Annotated in this window: 16 protein-coding genes; 13 read left to right on the forward strand and 3 right to left on the reverse strand. The window is 59.9% G+C overall.

All coding sequences use genetic code 11. The features are described 5' to 3' along the window. From AC6CDK_RS15365 to AC6CDK_RS15385, 5 genes are all read left to right on the forward strand, one after another. Positions 1-783: DNA mismatch repair MutL family protein (locus tag AC6CDK_RS15365; RefSeq protein WP_496639903.1), on the forward strand; the 783-nt coding region annotated here is incomplete at its 5' end. 8 nt (positions 784-791) lie between these two features. Beyond that, positions 792-1727, forward strand: a complete 936-nt coding sequence (gene miaA, locus AC6CDK_RS15370) for a tRNA (adenosine(37)-N6)-dimethylallyltransferase MiaA (protein WP_039644098.1) — start codon at positions 792-794, stop codon at positions 1725-1727. Between the two features lie 12 nt (positions 1728-1739). Further along, positions 1740-1964: an RNA chaperone Hfq gene (gene hfq, locus AC6CDK_RS15375; protein WP_039644100.1), complete on the forward strand. Its 225-nt coding sequence runs from the start codon at positions 1740-1742 to the stop codon at positions 1962-1964. A 41-nt stretch (positions 1965-2005) separates the two neighbouring features. Then, a complete protein-coding gene (locus AC6CDK_RS15380; RefSeq protein WP_039644102.1) occupies positions 2006-3118 on the forward strand; it encodes an AI-2E family transporter in 1113 nt (370 codons plus the stop codon). After that, positions 3115-4416: a DUF512 domain-containing protein gene (locus tag AC6CDK_RS15385; RefSeq protein WP_192905041.1), complete on the forward strand. Its 1302-nt coding sequence runs from the start codon at positions 3115-3117 to the stop codon at positions 4414-4416. Before AC6CDK_RS15380 ends, AC6CDK_RS15385 begins: the two co-directional genes overlap by 4 nt. Positions 4417-4508: 92 nt before the next feature. Here AC6CDK_RS15385 and AC6CDK_RS15390 read toward each other — a convergent pair whose 3' ends face one another. Further along, entirely contained in the window at positions 4509-5540 is a 1032-nt protein-coding gene (locus AC6CDK_RS15390; RefSeq protein ID WP_039644106.1) for a cytochrome c3 family protein, read from the reverse strand. A gap of 169 nt (positions 5541-5709) precedes the next feature. On the opposite strand from AC6CDK_RS15390, the gene AC6CDK_RS15395 reads away from it, so the two are divergent. Continuing rightward, complete coding sequence (locus AC6CDK_RS15395; RefSeq protein WP_192905040.1) at positions 5710-6357, forward strand: DUF4124 domain-containing protein; 648 nt, start codon at positions 5710-5712, stop codon at positions 6355-6357. Positions 6358-6443: 86 nt separating this feature from the next. Here AC6CDK_RS15395 and AC6CDK_RS15400 read toward each other — a convergent pair whose 3' ends face one another. Next, positions 6444-7055 carry a PEP-CTERM sorting domain-containing protein gene (locus AC6CDK_RS15400; RefSeq protein WP_039644110.1) on the reverse strand — a complete coding sequence of 204 codons (612 nt, stop codon included), beginning with the start codon at positions 7053-7055 and terminating at the stop codon, positions 6444-6446. Between the two features lie 398 nt (positions 7056-7453). Here AC6CDK_RS15400 and AC6CDK_RS15405 point away from each other — a divergent pair, with 398 nt between their 5' ends. Beyond that, complete coding sequence (locus AC6CDK_RS15405; RefSeq protein WP_039648188.1) at positions 7454-8170, forward strand: Crp/Fnr family transcriptional regulator; 717 nt, start codon at positions 7454-7456, stop codon at positions 8168-8170. Positions 8171-8172: 2 nt separating this feature from the next. On the opposite strand, the gene AC6CDK_RS15410 is transcribed toward AC6CDK_RS15405, so the two are convergent. After that, entirely contained in the window at positions 8173-8901 is a 729-nt protein-coding gene (locus tag AC6CDK_RS15410) for a CAAX prenyl protease-related protein (protein WP_039644112.1), read from the reverse strand. A gap of 195 nt (positions 8902-9096) precedes the next feature. Between AC6CDK_RS15410 and AC6CDK_RS15415 the strand changes: the two genes are divergently transcribed. The 6 genes from AC6CDK_RS15415 to AC6CDK_RS15440 all read left to right on the forward strand — a co-directional run. Then, positions 9097-10080: an ATP-binding protein gene (locus AC6CDK_RS15415; protein WP_226048185.1), complete on the forward strand. Its 984-nt coding sequence runs from the start codon at positions 9097-9099 to the stop codon at positions 10078-10080. Between the two features lie 29 nt (positions 10081-10109). Beyond that, positions 10110-11447, forward strand: coding sequence for a sigma-54-dependent transcriptional regulator (locus AC6CDK_RS15420; protein WP_039644116.1), 1338 nt, complete (start codon positions 10110-10112; stop codon positions 11445-11447). A gap of 365 nt (positions 11448-11812) precedes the next feature. Further along, a complete protein-coding gene (locus tag AC6CDK_RS15425; protein ID WP_039644118.1) occupies positions 11813-12181 on the forward strand; it encodes a DNA-binding transcriptional response regulator in 369 nt (122 codons plus the stop codon). Beyond that, positions 12174-14864, forward strand: coding sequence for an XrtA/PEP-CTERM system TPR-repeat protein PrsT (gene prsT, locus AC6CDK_RS15430; RefSeq protein ID WP_039644119.1), 2691 nt, complete (start codon positions 12174-12176; stop codon positions 14862-14864). The genes AC6CDK_RS15425 and prsT overlap by 8 nt, the downstream gene beginning before the upstream one ends. A 1-nt stretch (position 14865) precedes the next feature. After that, complete coding sequence (locus tag AC6CDK_RS15435) at positions 14866-16224, forward strand: TIGR03013 family XrtA/PEP-CTERM system glycosyltransferase (protein WP_066357295.1); 1359 nt, start codon at positions 14866-14868, stop codon at positions 16222-16224. A gap of 31 nt (positions 16225-16255) precedes the next feature. Beyond that, positions 16256-16804 (forward strand): polysaccharide biosynthesis/export family protein (locus tag AC6CDK_RS15440; RefSeq protein ID WP_496639904.1); only part of this gene is annotated, 549 nt, incomplete at its 3' end.

Genomic DNA, 16804 nt, shown 5'->3' on the forward strand with positions numbered 1-16804 from the left:
CGGCCTCAGCAATCCGTTCAGGGCACGGGTGCGCGTCAGGTGGAGGAGGTGCGGGAACTTCTGGAAAACTACCGACCCGCCGTGGCTCCCCATCGGCCGCTTTTTACGCCGCAACCCGCACCGCAGCAGGATCGGGAGCCGCCTTTGCCCGATTCCGGCAGCCGGCTGCCGGACGACACGGCCGTGCGTCGTCACCGGGGCTATTTCTCTTCCCTGGCCGTCATCGGCCAGTACAATGCATCCTACATCCTGTGCCAGGATGGCACAGACATGGTCATCATCGACCAGCATGCGGCCCACGAGCGGGTCGCCTTCGAACGCCTCAAGACGCAGTTCGCTGCCGGCGGGGTCGAGGGGCAGGGGCTTCTTTTCCCCGAAACCGTGGAGCTGTCTCACCGGGAATCGGCGGTGGTGCGGGAACACGGCGGCGGCCTGGGGCGGCTCGGTTTCGATCTGGAGGATTTCGGCGGCACCACCTGGATCGTAAAGGGGATTCCGCGCCTGCTGGCAGGCACCGACTACCTGCGTCTGCTGCGCGACACCCTTGAGGAGCTCCAGTCCCTCGGGGCCAGTCGCAGCATCGCCGATGCCGTGGAGGATATCCTGGCCCGCGTCGCCTGCCACAGCGTTGTGCGGGGCGAGCATCCCCTGACCACCGGCGAGATCGAGGCCCTCTTCGCCCAGATGGACGCAACCGACTTTTCCACCAACTGCCCCCATGGCAGGCCCGTTCTCCAGCGGCTCACCCTGGGGGAGGTGGAGAAGATGTTCAAGAGAGTGTGACCGCTATCATGGGCAATCAGGCCGGGTCAAAGGCACAACTCGTCATAATCCAGGGCCCGACTGCGTCGGGCAAGTCAGAGCTTGCGGTGCGGTTGGCGGAAGCCTGCGGCGGGGAAGTGGTGAATGCCGACTCCATGCAGGTCTACCGGGGGATGGACATCGGCACGGCAAAGCCGTCTCCTGGGCTCGTGGCCCGGGTCCCCCACCATCTCTACGATATCGTCGACCCGGACGTGAACTTCACCGCAGCCGACTATCGCCGGGAGGCGGGACGGGTCATCACCGAGATCCACGGCCGGGGAAGGCACCCCATTCTTGTGGGTGGGACGGGGCTCTACATCAGGACCCTTAGTGGCGGGCTCGCCCCATCGCCCGGCGGTGACGATGCGATCCGGGCCGAGTTGGAGGAAGATGCCCGGCGTGAAGGGGTGGCTGTCCTCCACGACCGGCTGGCCCGGGTGGACCCGGCCGCGGCGGCGCGACTCCACCCCAATGATCGGGTCCGGATCGTCAGGGCGCTGGAGGTGTTCCTGATGACCGGGAAGCCGCTTTCTGAGTTCCAGGAGGAGCACCGTTTCGCCGATGAGCCGTATGATTGCCTGAAATTCGGCATTTCCGTGGAGCGTGATGTCCTTTACCGGCGCATCAACGAGCGGGTGGACCGGATGTTCGCGGAAGGCTTTGTGGATGAGGTGAGCGGTCTGCTGAAAGCAGGCTATTCACCGGACCTCAAGGCCATGGGGGCCATCGGCTACAAGGAGGTCTGCGCGTATCTGGCCGGAACCTGTTCGCTGAACGAGGCGCGGGAGTTCGTGCAACGGAATACCCGCCGCTATGCAAAAAGACAATTGACGTGGTTTCGCAAGGATTCTGCAATAAAGTGGGTTGAATATCCGGCCAATTTTGATAGTATCTCTACCATTGTAATGAAATTTTTTGGATGAAGGAGCGGCACCATGGCGAAAGCACCATTCAATATTCAGGACCAGTACCTCAACCAGTCGCGCAAGGAGCGAATCAAGGTCGCCGTGCGGCTCATGTCGGGCGAAAAGCTTGAGGGATACATCAAGTCGTTCGACAATTTTTCAGTGCTCATGGAGATTCAGGGTGACATGCTCATCTACAAGCACGCCATTTCCTCCATCACCTCAGTGGACGGCCACTTCAGGCTGCATCAGTAGCACACCGACACCGTCCGCCGGTTCGGGATACCACGGTCCCCGTGGCCTCCCGAACCGGCCATTCTCATCTTCCCCTGGTCGATCCCTTGAAAGAAAAGCTACCCTACATCCTGTGCGGGCTCCTGGCCCTGGCGGGTGTCCTCCTCGTCTGGACCCTGGGCTCGACCTTTCTGCCAGTGCTCCTGGCCCTGATTCTGGCCTACGTGCTGAATCCTCTGGTGACCTGGCTGGAGGCCCGGCGGATCCCGCGCATGGCGGCTGTGCTGCTGGTGATGACCCTCATCGTCGTGGTCACGGCCGGCGCCGCCACGTTCTTCGCCGTCTCCATCCAGAAGGAGGTGGCCCGGGTCGAGATCAACCTGCCCGCCTACGCCAACCGGCTCTACGACCTCATCCCCGGCCGGGCCAAGGCCTATCTTGAGATTGAGACCCCCGACAAGCTCTACGCACGCATCGATGGCCTTGTGGACGAGTTGCGCGGTGCCTCGCTCGACCTGGTCAAGGAAGCCCTCGGCGTGGTCCAGCGCGCCTTTTCATCGACCCTCGGCTTTCTCCTGACAGTGGCGGGCTATTTCATCACCCCGGTCTATCTCTACTATTTCCTGGCCGACCTGCCCCGGCTCAGGGAAGGGCTCATGGCCCTCATCCCGGTCCGCGCCCGCGACCGGGCCGCCATGCTGGGCACAGAGATCGACGGCGTCCTGTCGGGATTCGTGCGCGGGCAACTGGCGGTCTGTGCCATTCTGGCAGTGCTCTACAGCATCGGTCTGGTCATGATCGGCATTGACCTCGCCATCGTCATCGGCAGCCTGTCGGGGTTCCTCTTCATCATTCCCTACGTGGGGACCGTCTTCGGCATCGTGGTTTCCATGACCATGGCGTTCCTCAAATTCCACGACATGCTCCATCCTCTCCTCTGCCTCGGCTGGTTCGCCATTGTCCAGGCCATCGAGGGGGCGCTCATCACACCGGCCGTGGTTGGCAACAGCGTGGGGCTCCATCCGGTGGCGGCTATCCTCGCCCTCTTCATCGGCGGCCAGTGGTTCGGCATCTTCGGCATGCTCCTGGCGGTCCCCGTGGCTGCTGTCATCAAGGTGCTGCTCCGGCATGGCGTTGAGTGGTACCGGGCCACTCCGTTCTTCGAGCGGCCATGAGCAGGGGGCTCCTGATCCAGAGCGTCGTCCCCGGCAGCATTGCCTCGGAGCTGGAGATTGAGCCGGGCGACCGTCTTGCTGCCGTTAACGGCCACCCTCTGCGCGACGTCGTTGACTACAATTTTCACGCAGACGGCGAAGAGCTTCTCCTGGAGATCATAAAATCTTCCGGCGAGGTGTGGGATGTGGAGGTCGAACGGGACGACGACGAACCGCTGGGTCTCGTCTTTGCCGCGCCAGCGCCTGCCCGTTGCGGCAACAGGTGCGTGTTCTGTTTCGTTCACCAGTTGCCGAAGGGGCTTCGTCGACCGCTCTATGTGAAAGACGAGGACTACCGGCTTTCCTTTCTCTACGGCAACTACGTCACCCTTTCGAACATCGGCGAGGAAGACCTGCAGCGCATCATCGAGCAGCGCCTCTCCCCCCTCTATATTTCCGTGCATGCCACCGATCCGGCCCTGCGTGTGCGTCTCCTGGGCAGAAAAGGCATCATCCCCATCCTCGACATCATGACCCGGCTCGCCGAAGCCCGCATCACCATGCATGCCCAGGTGGTCCTCTGCCCCGGCTGGAACGACGGCGATGCCCTCCAGCGGACCGTTGCCGACCTGGCAGCCCTGTATCCCCAGGTCGCCTCATTGGCCATCGTGCCGGTGGGGCTCACCCGGCACCGGGACCGCCTGCCCCTGCTGGAGCCGGTCAGCGCCGACTATGCGCGCGACTTCATCGACGAATGGCTGCCTGAGGCACGGAGGCTCGCCGATGCCTTTGGCGAACCGTTCCTGTTCCTGGCGGACGAGTTTTTCATCAAGGCCGACGCCCCCTTTCCTCCTCTGGACTTTTACGGCGATTTCCCCCAGATCGAGAACGGAGTCGGGATGATTCCCCTCTTCATGGATGAAGCGGATCGGGTGCTGCGCCGCGCCCGCCGCATGAAACCCCGTACTCTCACGGTTGTCACCGGCCATTCACCCTATCGCTACCTGGCCGATTTTCTCGCCAGGCTCTCCGCCCGAACCGGCGTCACTTTTCAGCCGGTGGCGATTCCCAATCGGCTGTTCGGCGAATCGGTCACGGTTACCGGTCTTGTTGCCGGCCGCGATATTCTGGCCGAACTGGCCGGGAGGAATCTGGGCGATGGGGTCCTGATCCCCGACGTGATGCTGAAGGAGGGGGAAGGAGTGTTTCTGGACGACCTGACCATTGGCGAGTTGAAACAGGGGCTCGGCGTTGCGGTTGTTGTGGTTCCGTCCTCGCCGGAGGGGATCATGGAAGGGGTGAGAATGATTCGCCCCTGACCCAGAAGGCAGGCAGATGGCTGTGGAAAGGAAAAAGGCGGGCGCCGGAGCGGCCCGCCTTTTTCTCGTGCAAAAGCCGTAAACCGGCTGCGTTACATGTTGTGGCACTTCACACAGTCATCGGCCACGCTGAAGGCATCCTTGCCGTTATGGCAGACACCGCACGATTTGCCCTTCTCCATGTCGGCCATGGTCGCCGGCGCAGAGCCCTTGCGGTATTTGAAGACCTTGGTGTGGCAGTCGGCGCACTTGAACATGCTCAGGTGAATTTCGTGGTCAAAGTAGGCTTCACCCACGCTGGTCTTGTAAGTGAGTTTGGCCGGCTTCAGACCCGGATGGCACTTGCCGCAGTCGCCGGCGGAAGAGAAAGCGTCCTTGCCGTTGTGGCAGGCGCCGCAGGACTTGCCCTTGTCCATGTCGGCCATGGTGAAGCGCTTGGCGCCGGCCTTATAGGCGAAGAGCTTGGTGTGGCACTCATTGCACTTGTACATGCCCAGGTGGAATTCGTGGCTGAAGGCCGCGTCCGCCACGCCCTTCATTTTGAAGTTAACCACTTTCGGCGGGGTCATCCCCTTGTGGCACTTGCCGCAGTTGCCGGCCACGGTGAACGCCATCTTGTCGTTGTGACAGGCCCCGCACGATTTGCCCTTTTCCATCTGGGCCATGGTCACGTTGCGACCGCCGGTGATGTCGCGGTTCGAGTGGCAGGTCCGGCACTTTCCTTCCAGCATGGGAACGTGGACTTCGTGGCTGAACACCGCTTCTCCGGCACCCTTCATCCGGTAGGTCACGGGGCGGGCCGTACCTTTGTGGCAGCGCACGCACTGGGAGTCGTCCGCTACGCTGAAGGCTTTCATGCCCGTATGGCAGGCCCCGCAGGATTTGCCCTTCTCCATGTCGAGCATGGTAAAGCGCTTCGGCTTCTTAAGGTCAAAGAGGGCGATGTGACAAATCCGACAGTTGTTGTTATACTTTTTCAGGTGTATGTCATGACTGAAAATGACCGGCGCGGCGTTCTTCAGCTTGAACGGAATGTCCTTGGTTTCCTTGGCCAATGCCACAACCGCCACAAGCAGAACCAGCGACACGATACCCGTCACGACCCCGTTGAGACGCATTTTCATGATAAACTCCTAATATGGTGAATTTGTTGAATAAAAGCCCTTTAAACGCCGTACTATACATGCCGGGGGAGAGGGCGTCAATGCGAAATGTTGCATGAAGTGCCTCTTTTTTATGGCTTGTTTGCCACGCACGCAGAACTTCCGTTTGTCAGTTCATAGAGGAGACACCGTGATCCGCACATGCATCGGACTCGCCGTAATTGCCGTATTGTCGTTGCCTGGCGCCGCTTCGGCGGAAACGTACCAGTGGACCGATGATGCGGGCGTTGTCCACTTCACCGACAACCTGGAACGGATACCGCCCAAGTATCTCAAACGGGTGAAGGAACTCCCTTCCGTCAGGGGAGAGACGCCTTCATCGCCTGCCATGGAACCCCCTGCCGCTCCGGCGGAGGTCAAGCCCGCTCCCACACCGCAGCCGCCGCTTCTCTACGGCGGACTCGACGAACAGGGCTGGCGCTCGCGCTTCAGTTCCCTGCGGGAAGAACTCGATGTGATAGAGAAGAGCCTCCCCAAGAAAAGGGAGGAATTGAACCAACTCCACCGCCGTTGGGTTATCAGCATGGGCAGAAATCCGAGCCAGGGGGAACTGAAGGATTTTGCCGAAAAACAGGCCGAGGGCTCCGCCACCGTCGAGGACAACCCCTATGTCAACAAGAGCGCGCTCAGCACGCCGGGGCGCCATCGTGAAGCTTACTATGCCAAGCTCCAGGAGGTTCGCCGGGAAGAGGCACGAGGCGAAGAGATCAAGAAACAGCTTGAGGATCTGGAACTCGAAGCCTCGCGGGCGGGAGTGCCGTTCGAGTGGCGGAGATGATGCCTGGCAGGATGGAACGCGGACAAGAAAAGGGGGAGCTCACGGGCTCCCCCTTTCCGTACCTGTGCATCCGGCGAAACTGCGGGTTATGCTCTCTTACGTCTGATATACAGGCCGACGCCAACCAGGCCGGCGCCGAGCAGCATGATGGTTCCCGGTTCGGGCACGGGGGCGGCGATTGTTTCGAAGGTGTAGTCCTGGCCGGGCAGCGGAACTATTGCGCCGATATTGAAGCCGATTCCCGTCACTTTGCTGAGATCCACGTTGAGTCCCGTGAAATCGAATGCGAGGGTGCCTGTGCCGCCGTTGTTGATTGTCGACCATGCGCTTTGCACATAGTAGTCGACGCCGTTCGTCTGACCGGTGAGGTAGAGGTTGTATGCCCAGGGGTTTTCGTTGAAGTTGCCGATCTGGAGCATGAAGGAGTCATAGGAGGAAAGATCGAACGCGCCGGTTGTCCCCAGCCGAATCTCTGCCCAGGTGCCGGTGGTCGTCGGGTAAATGTTGCCGATGAACTTTGCCCCGTTGTCGAGCGCCTGTACGTCGAACAGCTTCGTCCCGGCGGTTACAGGGTTTTCAGATATGTAGCCGAAGCTCTGAATCAGGGAAGAGGTGGGGGAGTAGGGTGTCGCGTTGCCGAGCGCCGGCAGTGCCACCAGCATGGCAAGCAACACGAGTGCTGATAGGGTCTTTTTCATGACAACTCCTTTTGTGATATATTTTACTACGTAAGTTGGCTAAACTCGAATTGCTCATTTGCCTTGCATTAGCCGTGCCGAAGATAAAGTATAATAAAAACAGCTTGTTGCACAGGGTGACATGTGGGTGGGATGTATGGTTGTAAACAAAATCGACGCATATTTCGAACAAACTTACATCGTGCCGATGCGAGAGAATCCGGAACGGTCGGATTGACGCGGCACCCTGCGCCGGCCAGGCCGCGAATGAGTCTGTTTTGCATTTTCACTAGGGCGCGGCACCACAGTTCTGGCACGGTAAACGCTGCCGGGACGGATGCATGCAGGTCAGGCACGGTTGGATAGTGATCATTGGCCAGGACATGGCGGAAGAACTGCCGGGAAAGGGTGAGTGGTTCATGGCGCACGCACAGGAAGGAATCAAACATGCGGAAGTAGAGCGTATTCTCGGTCGCCTTCCTTTCTTTTCGTCGCTATCCGGGGAGGAACTGGTTTCCTTGAAGGCCACGCTCCGAAAAAAGAGCTTTCCCCGGAACGCCATGATTCTTTGCGAAGAAGATTCAAACCGTTATATGTATATTGTAATGTCTGGCAAGGTGAAGGTCGTCCGGACCGGAAGCGACGGCCGGGAAAGGATTTATGCGATTCACAAGCGGGGGGACTTTTTCGGCGAGATGGCCATGCTGGATGGTAAAACGTCCCCGGCGGCGGTTGTGGCGCTCGAGGACACAACCGTGGGGTTGATCGCCAAGGAGGACTTTGACCGGTACCTGATGTCCAACTCCAAGGTTGTTGAGAGAATAATCGAGATGCTCTGCGGACGACTGCGCGAATCATGGCTCATGCTCAAGGTGCTGAGCAGCTCCGATGCCGAGCAGCGGGTACGGACCGTGCTCGGCCACCTTGCCGACATGCACGGCGTGAACGATGCCCGCGGGACCATCATTGCCATGAAGCTTACCCATAAGGAGATTGCGGGGTACGCGAACCTTGCGCGCGAAACGGTGAGCAGGCTCCTTACGTCACTGCGGAAGGGGGAAGAGATAGAAATCCTCGACTCGCACCAGATCGTGCTCAAGCCGGACTTCAGGAGAGATGACCCCGCAGCCGTGTAGGCTTACCAGAAGTGCCACGCCTGCCGGCTGATCACGTGGAGGCCGAGCGCCAGGTTCGTTACCGCATGGGCGAGTATGCAGAGCACGATGCTTCCGGTAAATCTGAGCAGCAGGGTGTAGGCAATACCGGCCATGATGCCGGCAACGATGTAGTGGTGCTCCAATCCGAACAGGATCGTCGAGAAGAAAAATGCCGGCCAGGTAAGCTTGCCGATCGGTACGGTTTCGAATTCTTTGTCGATCAGGTAGCGCAGGAGAAAGGACCGCCAGAAAAGCTCTTCAAGTACGGGGATTATGAGAGCGGCCCCCAGTAGCCTGACGATGATCATCGACATCCTGAGCGCATCGTTGCCGATGCCGGTCGGATCAAAGCCGGGGGGAGGGGACTGGAACGGCAGGAGCCAGTCCATGCCTACCCAGAGAACGTAGACCGCAAAGCCGGTTGCCACGCTCGCGGCCGCGTGCAGCGGCCGGCGCAGATCCGACAGGTGCAGTTCGTCACAGCGCTTCAGGCAGAAGGCAAGTACCGCCCCCGCAATGATTATCCTCACGGGGTAGAGGAAAAGGAACCATCCGGGGGGAAAGGGCACGATGCCCCGTGTCGTCAGGGCCCGGAGCACCTCTTCCACGCCGATCAGAACCATGAGTGACGCGAAGGGGAGAACCCGGGGGGCAGCGCTGGAGCAGAGAAACGAGGCGGCCGCTGAGCCGGAAGGCTGGTTCGAGGGCATTGATAGAACTCCAGGGCCGGAGACGGACGATGCTGATCCCTCGCCGGCGGCGGTGAATTCGGTAAGACTGTAGCCTATCACGGGCAGATCGTAAAGGACCGTTGTAAAACAGGGAGGTTGAACGGCATAGGCGGGAGTCCGTTTCGGACATATCGTTCATTGCCGGAATGGATGGATATGAGACGATATTCTTTTATGGTCGACGATCGACTGCGGCTCGTGGCACGGGATGATCTGCATCGCTCGGAGGGGAGCGATCCCCTGTTGGGCATCCCCTATTACGAATGTTATCCCCGGCTCTGGAACGGCAATGTGGATGCCGTTCGGACCGTCGTGGATCAGGGGACGCCTCTGGTGCTCAACGGTTATCGCCACTACTGCTTCTATGGCGAGTTCAGCGCGGCAGACATTGAAATTCGCCCCGTTTTCGACGGTGACGCCCGATGCACCGGCGCAATGGTGCAGGTTTCCGTGCTTCCGGGTTGCACGGTCTATGGTGAAATGGACAGTGCCCGGGCACTGATAGACATCGGCAAGATGTCGGTGACGCTTGCCCACGGGGTACGCAATCCGCTCAATGCCATCAAGGGCGCCGTGGTCTACCTCAAGGACAAGTACTGCGCTGATGCAACCTTTGCCGAATTCGCCGATATTATCGACGAAGAGATCTGCAAGCTCGACGGATTCATTACCGAGTTCCTCGGAACCTCGCACCTGGAACCGGTCAGAGAGGAAATCCAGCTCAACGATCTCCTTGAACGCGTCGTTAAATTCGTTTCCCTGCAGGCAGAGGCGAATCATGTGCGGTTTGACGTGGAGTACGGAGAGTTGCCGCCGGTCATGCTCGATTCGTTCAATTTCGGCCACGCCATACTGAATATCGTCAACAACGCTCTCGGGGCCATGGAGGCGGGCGGCTCCCTTACCATGCGGACCAGCACCCTGCTGGAAGGTGGAGTGGAGATGATCGTGGTCGAGGTGGCCGATACGGGGTCGGGCCTCCGGTCGGGGGGCAAGGGGAAACTCGGGAGTTTCCCCGGAGCCGGCAGCAGGAAGCACGGAAAAGGGTACGGCCTGTTCATTACCCGCGAGATCGTACGTCACCATCAGGGGAAGATTGAAATAACCGGGAATCATGGAGGCGGAACCACCGTCAGGATCATGTTGCCGGCGGTATAACCGGAGTGGAGCGGTCCAGGAGGAGCGACGTGCAGGGTCTTGTTCTTATCGTCGACGACGAGCCAAATGCGGCCAGGGTGCTTTCGGCAATCCTGGCCGGCGAAGGGCATACGGTACTTACCGCTTCTGACGCCTCCAAGGCGGAGCATATCCTCAAATCGCGCGACGTTGACGCCATCATTACCGACCTGCGCATGCCGGGCAGGGACGGCATGCAGTTATTCGAGCATGTGGCCGAACATCTGCCGGATGTCCCGGTCATCTTTCTGACCGCCTACGGAACGGTCGATTCCGCTGTCAACGCCATCACCCGGGGCGCTTTCTACTACTTCATCAAGCCTCCCGATTACGTAAAGCTCAAGAGCATGGTTTCACGGGCCGTGGAGCAGCGTTCGCTCAAACGCGAAGTGGCCGAGTTGCGCAAGCGGGTGGCTGCGGGCAGCGGAGCTGACAGGATTATCGGCGTCAGCCCGGAAATGCTCAAAATATTCAACACGGTAGAGGCGGTCAAGGACTCCATGAGCAGTGTGCTGGTCTGTGGCGAAACCGGAACCGGCAAGGAGCTCATCGCCCGATCGCTCCACTACGGCAGTGTGCGGCGCGATCGTCCTTTCGTGGCCGTAAACTGTGCCGCCATCCCCCGCGAGCTCATGGAATCCGAGCTGTTCGGTTATGAGAAGGGGGCCTTCAGCGGCGCTGCCGCCCGGAGAATCGGGCGCTTCGAAGCTGCTGCCGACGGCACCATATTTCTCGATGAAATCGGCGAGTTGGAGCTCTCCCTCCAGGCAAAGCTGCTGAGAGTCCTCCAGGAGAAGGAAGTTGAACGGCTCGGCAGCAATCGCAAAATCAAGGTTAACTTCCGGGTGATCTCATCCACAAACCGTGATCTCATGCGTGAAATAGCCGCCGGCACGTTCCGGGAGGATCTCTACTACCGGCTCAATGTCGTCCAGTTGAATGTTCCGGCCCTGCGCGAGCGCAGAGAGGACATTCCGCTCCTGGCCTCCGAGTTCGTCAAAGAGTTCGGTCTCAGGGAGGGCAAGACGCTCTCCCTTTCCGACGACGTGCTGCGCGTCCTTGGCGGCTACGAGTGGCCCGGCAACATCAGGCAGTTGCGCAACACCATCGAGCGTGCCGTCGTCCTGGCCCGCGGAGGCGCTATCACCCTGAAGCATTTGCCTGAAGAGGTCGCCGCAGGTGCCTCCGGCTGCCGCGACGCATCCGAGCCGCGGACGCTCCGGGAACTTGAGGATGAGGCAATCCAGAGCGCCCTGCGGGAGTGCCGGGGTAACAAGTCACTGGTTGCGAAGAAACTAGGCATCTCCCGCAAGACCCTTTATAAGCGCCTGGAACAGTTGGGGCTCTGAGAAGCGGGCAGGCACAAGAAGTGGCAGTGTTACCATTGGAACCATTGCCGAGCTAAGAACATGGGGAGCTTCAGCGGCTCCATTAAAAAGGTGTATCCATTGGATACACCTTTTTTCGTTGTCATGGCAGATCGGTGCCAATGTGTTTCCCGTGGAAACACTTACGGCATTTCGGTGCCGTGACGTGCCGATTACGGCCTGTTTGCCGGGGCAGATGCAAAAATACGGCAAAAAGGAACCCGAAGGAAATATGGCTGTAACTATGCCACGTTATATGCAACGAGATGTCGTTGTCCCGGCGAGTGCTTACAGAAACTGCATGAACGTGCGAAAAGGGTATCATTATTGCTCTCTCAATAAGCGTCATGGAAAAGGAAAAGATCCTCATCATCGATGAAGACGGTTTTTCTCGGGTATGCGCCGCCATTCTCGCGTCGGAAGGGTATGCGGCGGAGCGGCTCCTCCATGACGCCGCGCATGTGGTCGGGGAGCGCGTCGGTCTCGTCATCGCCAGCTATCCGTTCGGTGAGCGCTTTTTCACCGATCTGAGCCAGATCAGCCAGCCCGTCATCGTGCTCACAGACCACATCAGTCGTGATCTCCTCTCGTTTCTCGAGGGGCTCGACCGTTCCTACTGCCTCATGAAACCATTGAATTTCGAACAATTCGTTCTGCTCGTGAGAAATATCATGAGCGGAGTTCAAATCTGTCCGGGAGGGTACAGCATTGTCTAGATCATTTATCATAGCAGGCTTCGTCGTACTCATGTTCACCCTGGCAGGTTGCGGGGGCAAGAGCAGGGACGAGCTGTACACCGAGGGGGTGAAACTGCTTCAGGAGGGGAATCCGGGCGGTGCGGTCGTTCTTTTTAGAAACGCCTTGGAAAAAGACCAGAATTTTCAGGATGCACGCTATCAACTGGCCAAGGCATACCAGTCCCTGGGCAAGTACGAACAGGCTGAGAAAGAATTCCTCAAGGTTCTGAAGCAGAACCCCTCCAAGACCGACATCGTTCTTGAGCTGGCCAAGCTCTATAACTCGCAGAGGAAACCGGATCAGGCCATTGAGCGGGCCGGTACGTACCTCAGGTCGAATCCCGGTTCTGCGGAGGCCCTTGAGGTGCTGGGTCTCGGTTATGCGCTGAAAGGGATGCCTGCCGAGGCTGAGCGGAATTTTCTGCTGGCCCTTGACGCAGAGCCGCAACGGACTTCCGCGAAGCTCCAACTGGCGGTTCTCCTGATGGAACAGAAGTCGAGCCGTGAAAAGGAAGCCCGCGCACTCATTGACGAGATCCTTGCGGCCGACCCCGGCAACGTGAAGGCCCACAATCTCCTGGCCGGCTATGAGCTGTCCCTCGGCAATCGCGAGCGGGCACTGGAGATCTATCGGAAAATTGCGTCGCTGACGCCTGGGGATCCGGCCCCACTCTACCGCGAGGGAGTCATCCTGCTGGAAAAAGGCGAAATGGCCAAAGCCGAGAAGACTGCCGAGACCCTGCTGCAAAAGTTCCCCCAGAAATCGGAAGGACCACGGTTGAAGGGGCTCATAGCATACCAGCGCAAGAATTATGCTGACGCCATTACCGCTCTCCAGGACTCGGTGAAGATAGCGCCTTCCCTGGAAGGGCTCTACTACCTCGGATTGAGCATGTACAGCCGTGGCGAACTCGAGAATGCCCTCAGCCAGTTCCGCCGCATCCTCGACCATGCGCCTGAGTTCGTCCAGGCCCGGCTCCTGACCGCGTTGATTCTGCTCAATCAAAAGAGGGTCGACGATGCCATAGCCGAGGCACGCCGGGCCATCGAAACCGACAGCCGCAGCGCCCTTGCCCGCAACATCCTCGGAAGCGCCTATCTTGCCAAAGGGATGTACGACGAGGGTATCCGCGAACTCAACCGTGCCACCGAGCTTGATCCGAACATTGTCGATGCCCATCTCAAGAAGGGGGCCTTCAATCTCAGCAAAGGGCGCGTGCGCGAGGCCGAGAGTGATTTCGCCACAGCCGTCAGGGTTGCCCCGGAGGTTCTCAACTCGCGGCTGGTGCTTGCGTTCCACTACATGCGGCAGCACCGCAGCGACCGCGCCCTGGCCACTCTCAAGGAGGGACTCACGGGCGCCAAAGGGGATGCCCCCCTGTACAACACCATGGCGGCCATCATGTTCAACGAGCGGAAGCCGGCCGAAGCCGTCAAGTACCTCACCATGGCGAGAAAGAGCGATCCGGCGTTCCTGCCGGCCCGATTCAACCTGGCAACCTATCATGCCTCCACCGGCGATCTGGATGGAGCCATGGCCGAATACTCCCGCATGATTCAGGAGGATCCCCGCAATCTCAGGGCAATGCTCGGACTTGCCGCACTTTCAGAGTTGAAGGGCAGGGACGGTGATGCTCTCGCCTGGTACACCAAGGCGCGGGAGACCGAAGTGTATGCCGGGTATCTGGCACTTGCCGCGTACCACGAGAAAAAGAGGAACTACGACAAGGCGTTGACGGTCCTCGACGACGCCATAAAAGCCAAGCCGCGGGCGGCGGATGCCTTTGTGATGAAAGGCAGGATCCTTCTTGCCCAGAAAAAGGGCAAGGAGGCAATCAGGGTCTTCTCGGATCTGGAGTCGATTGCACCCGAGCAGGGTCTGACCCTTAAGGTCGCCGCATTCGTCCAGATGAAAGAGGCCGCCAAGGCCATCGACGAGGCGCGGCGTGCCGTGACGCTCAAGCCGGACGCAGCATTTGGCCACACCATCCTCGCTTCGGTACATGCGGAGCAGGGAGATCTTCCCCGGGCCATTCAGGAGGTGAAAAACGGCCTCAGGGCCGAGCCCGGCAATGTGGGGGCCGCCATGCAACTGGGAGAGTATCTGGGCCGCAGCGGCAACACCGCCGCTGCAATGGAACAGTACGATAGCATTCTCAGAAACAACCCCAATCATGCCCCGGCCCTTTTCGCCCAGGGAATGCTCCTGGAAATGGGCGGCAAGAAGCGGGAGGCCGTAGGAAAGTATCGTCAGACCCTGGAAAAGGCCGAATCCTACGTGCCGGCCCTCAATAACCTGGCATTTCTCTACGCCGACGGCTACGGGCCCCGTGAGGAGGCCCTGCGCATGGCTCTTACCGCTCTCAAGCAGGAGCCCAACAACGCAGCCATTGCCGACACGTACGGCTACGCACTTCTGAAGAACGGCCGGGCAGGAGACTCGGTAAAGATCCTTGAGAAAGTCGTCAAGTTCATGCCATCGAACCCGTCGGTCCGCTACCACCTGGCGCTCGCCTACCGGGACACGGGCGATCGTGTCCGCGCCGCAGCGGCTCTCCAGGAGGCTCTCAAGCTGGGGGACTTCCCCGAGTCCGGCCAGGCGCGCACCACGCTCGCCGAGCTTTCCGGTACTGCGGGGCAGGTGAAAAAGGGGAAAAACTGATATGAAACGCTCAATTGCACTCATGGTAGGGGATGGCCTTTGTGCGGTCACGGCCATACTGGCGGCTCACCTCTTCCGCTTGGGCGAAATACCGGGAGTGGAGAGCTTTACCGGCCAGGGAGGAGTGAGGCTGGCGCTGTTCGTAATCGTCATGCTCTTCTGCGCCTTTTTCGTCGAGGTGTACCATCAGGAGCGAGAGCTGACCCCGCTTGATCTCATCGGACGCATCAGCATCGAGCTCGTTCTGGCGTTTTTCGTCCTTACGGCGCTTTACTTCTTCCTGCCGATCGTCATGGATGGCCGGGGCGTGCTCATGATCGCCACGGTGGTGTTCGGATTCTTCCAGTTCCTCTGGCATGCGGGCAGCAGGGGAGGCTTCATATTCCCCTCGTTCGCCAAGCGTGTGCTCATCCTCGGCACCGGCCCCCTGGCAAACCAGATGGGCAGCCTCGTCACTGCGTCCGGTGACCGCTACGTGCTCTCGGGCTACGTTGCCTGCTCCCGCGAGCCGGTCTACGTCCCGGCCCAATCCATCGTCGGGAGCGAGGACGGCCTCTACGAAACGGTTCGCCGCGCCCGGGCCCACAAGATCGTCGTCTCTCTGGGCGAGCGCCGCGGCGTCTTCCCGCTCAAGGATGTCCTCAACTGCAAGCTGAGCGGCGTGGAGGTTGTGGACGCCCCTTCCTTTTACGAGCGGGTCACCGGCAAGCTGCTCATCGAGAGCATCAACCCCAGTTGGTTCATCTTTTCGTCCGGCTTCCGCGTAACCGCCCTCAACCGCCTCCTGAAGCGGGCTCTCGACATTTCCTGCGCACTCTTCGGCGGGGTGCTCTTCCTGCCGTTCCTGCCGATCGTTGCCCTGGCCATCCGGCTCGACTCGTCCGGCCCGATTCTTTTCCGGCAGGAGCGGGTCGGCGAGCGGGAAAAGCCGTTCAATCTCTTCAAATTCAGGACCATGCGCGAGGACGCCGAGAAGGGGACGGGCGCGGTCTGGGCGCAGAAGGACGATCCGCGCGTTACCCGGCTCGGCCGGTTTCTCCGCAAGAGCCGCATCGACGAGATTCCCCAACTGTACAACGTCCTGATCGGCGACATGAGCCTGGTGGGCCCCCGGCCGGAGCGTCCCGAGTTCGTGGAGCAGCTCAAGAAGGTCATCCCGTACTATTCCGAGCGCCACTTCGTCAAGCCGGGCGTGACGGGCTGGGCCCAGGTCCGCTACCCCTACGGGGCGTCGGTGGAAGACGCCGTGGAAAAGCTGCGCTACGATCTCTACTACATCAAGAATCTGTCCGTTGCCTTTGATATAATGATTATCTTTGAAACCGTGAAAGTCGTGCTGTTCCAGCGGGGTGGCAGGTAAGTGCCCCGGGGATATGTCTAAAGGAGATGCGATGCGATTGAACCTTCTGATCTGTGCCCTGTTCCTGCTGTTACCGGCGCTCGCGTGGAGCGCGGACTACGTTATCGGCGAAGGGGACGGCCTCGACATCTCCGTCTGGGGAGTGAAAGAGCTCAATGTCGGAGTCAAGGTCCGGCCCGACGGAAAGATCACCATTCCCGGCCTGGGTGACGTGGTGGCAAGCGGCTTTACCCCGGTTCACCTGCAGGCCGATCTGGCGCAACGGCTCAAGGAACTGGTGAAGAACCCCATAGTAACGGTCACGGTGCGGGAGATAACCAACAGCAAGGTCTACATTTTCGGCGGTGGCGTGCAGTCCGGCGTGGTGGACCTGAACCGCCGCACCACACTGCTCCAGTTGCTCTGCTCCATCGGCAACGTCGGCGCCGGCGACGGCAAGGGGGGCGGCTCCGCAGCGGGTCCCTCCACCAAGGTGGCCGACTACCGCAAGGCCTATGTCCTGCGCAACGGCAAGAAGGTGAAGGAGGATTTCTACCGGCTCTTTATCACCGGCGATACCAGCGAAGATATCGTCATCGAG

This window comes from Geobacter sp. PheSNFMC (assembly GCF_059620965.1).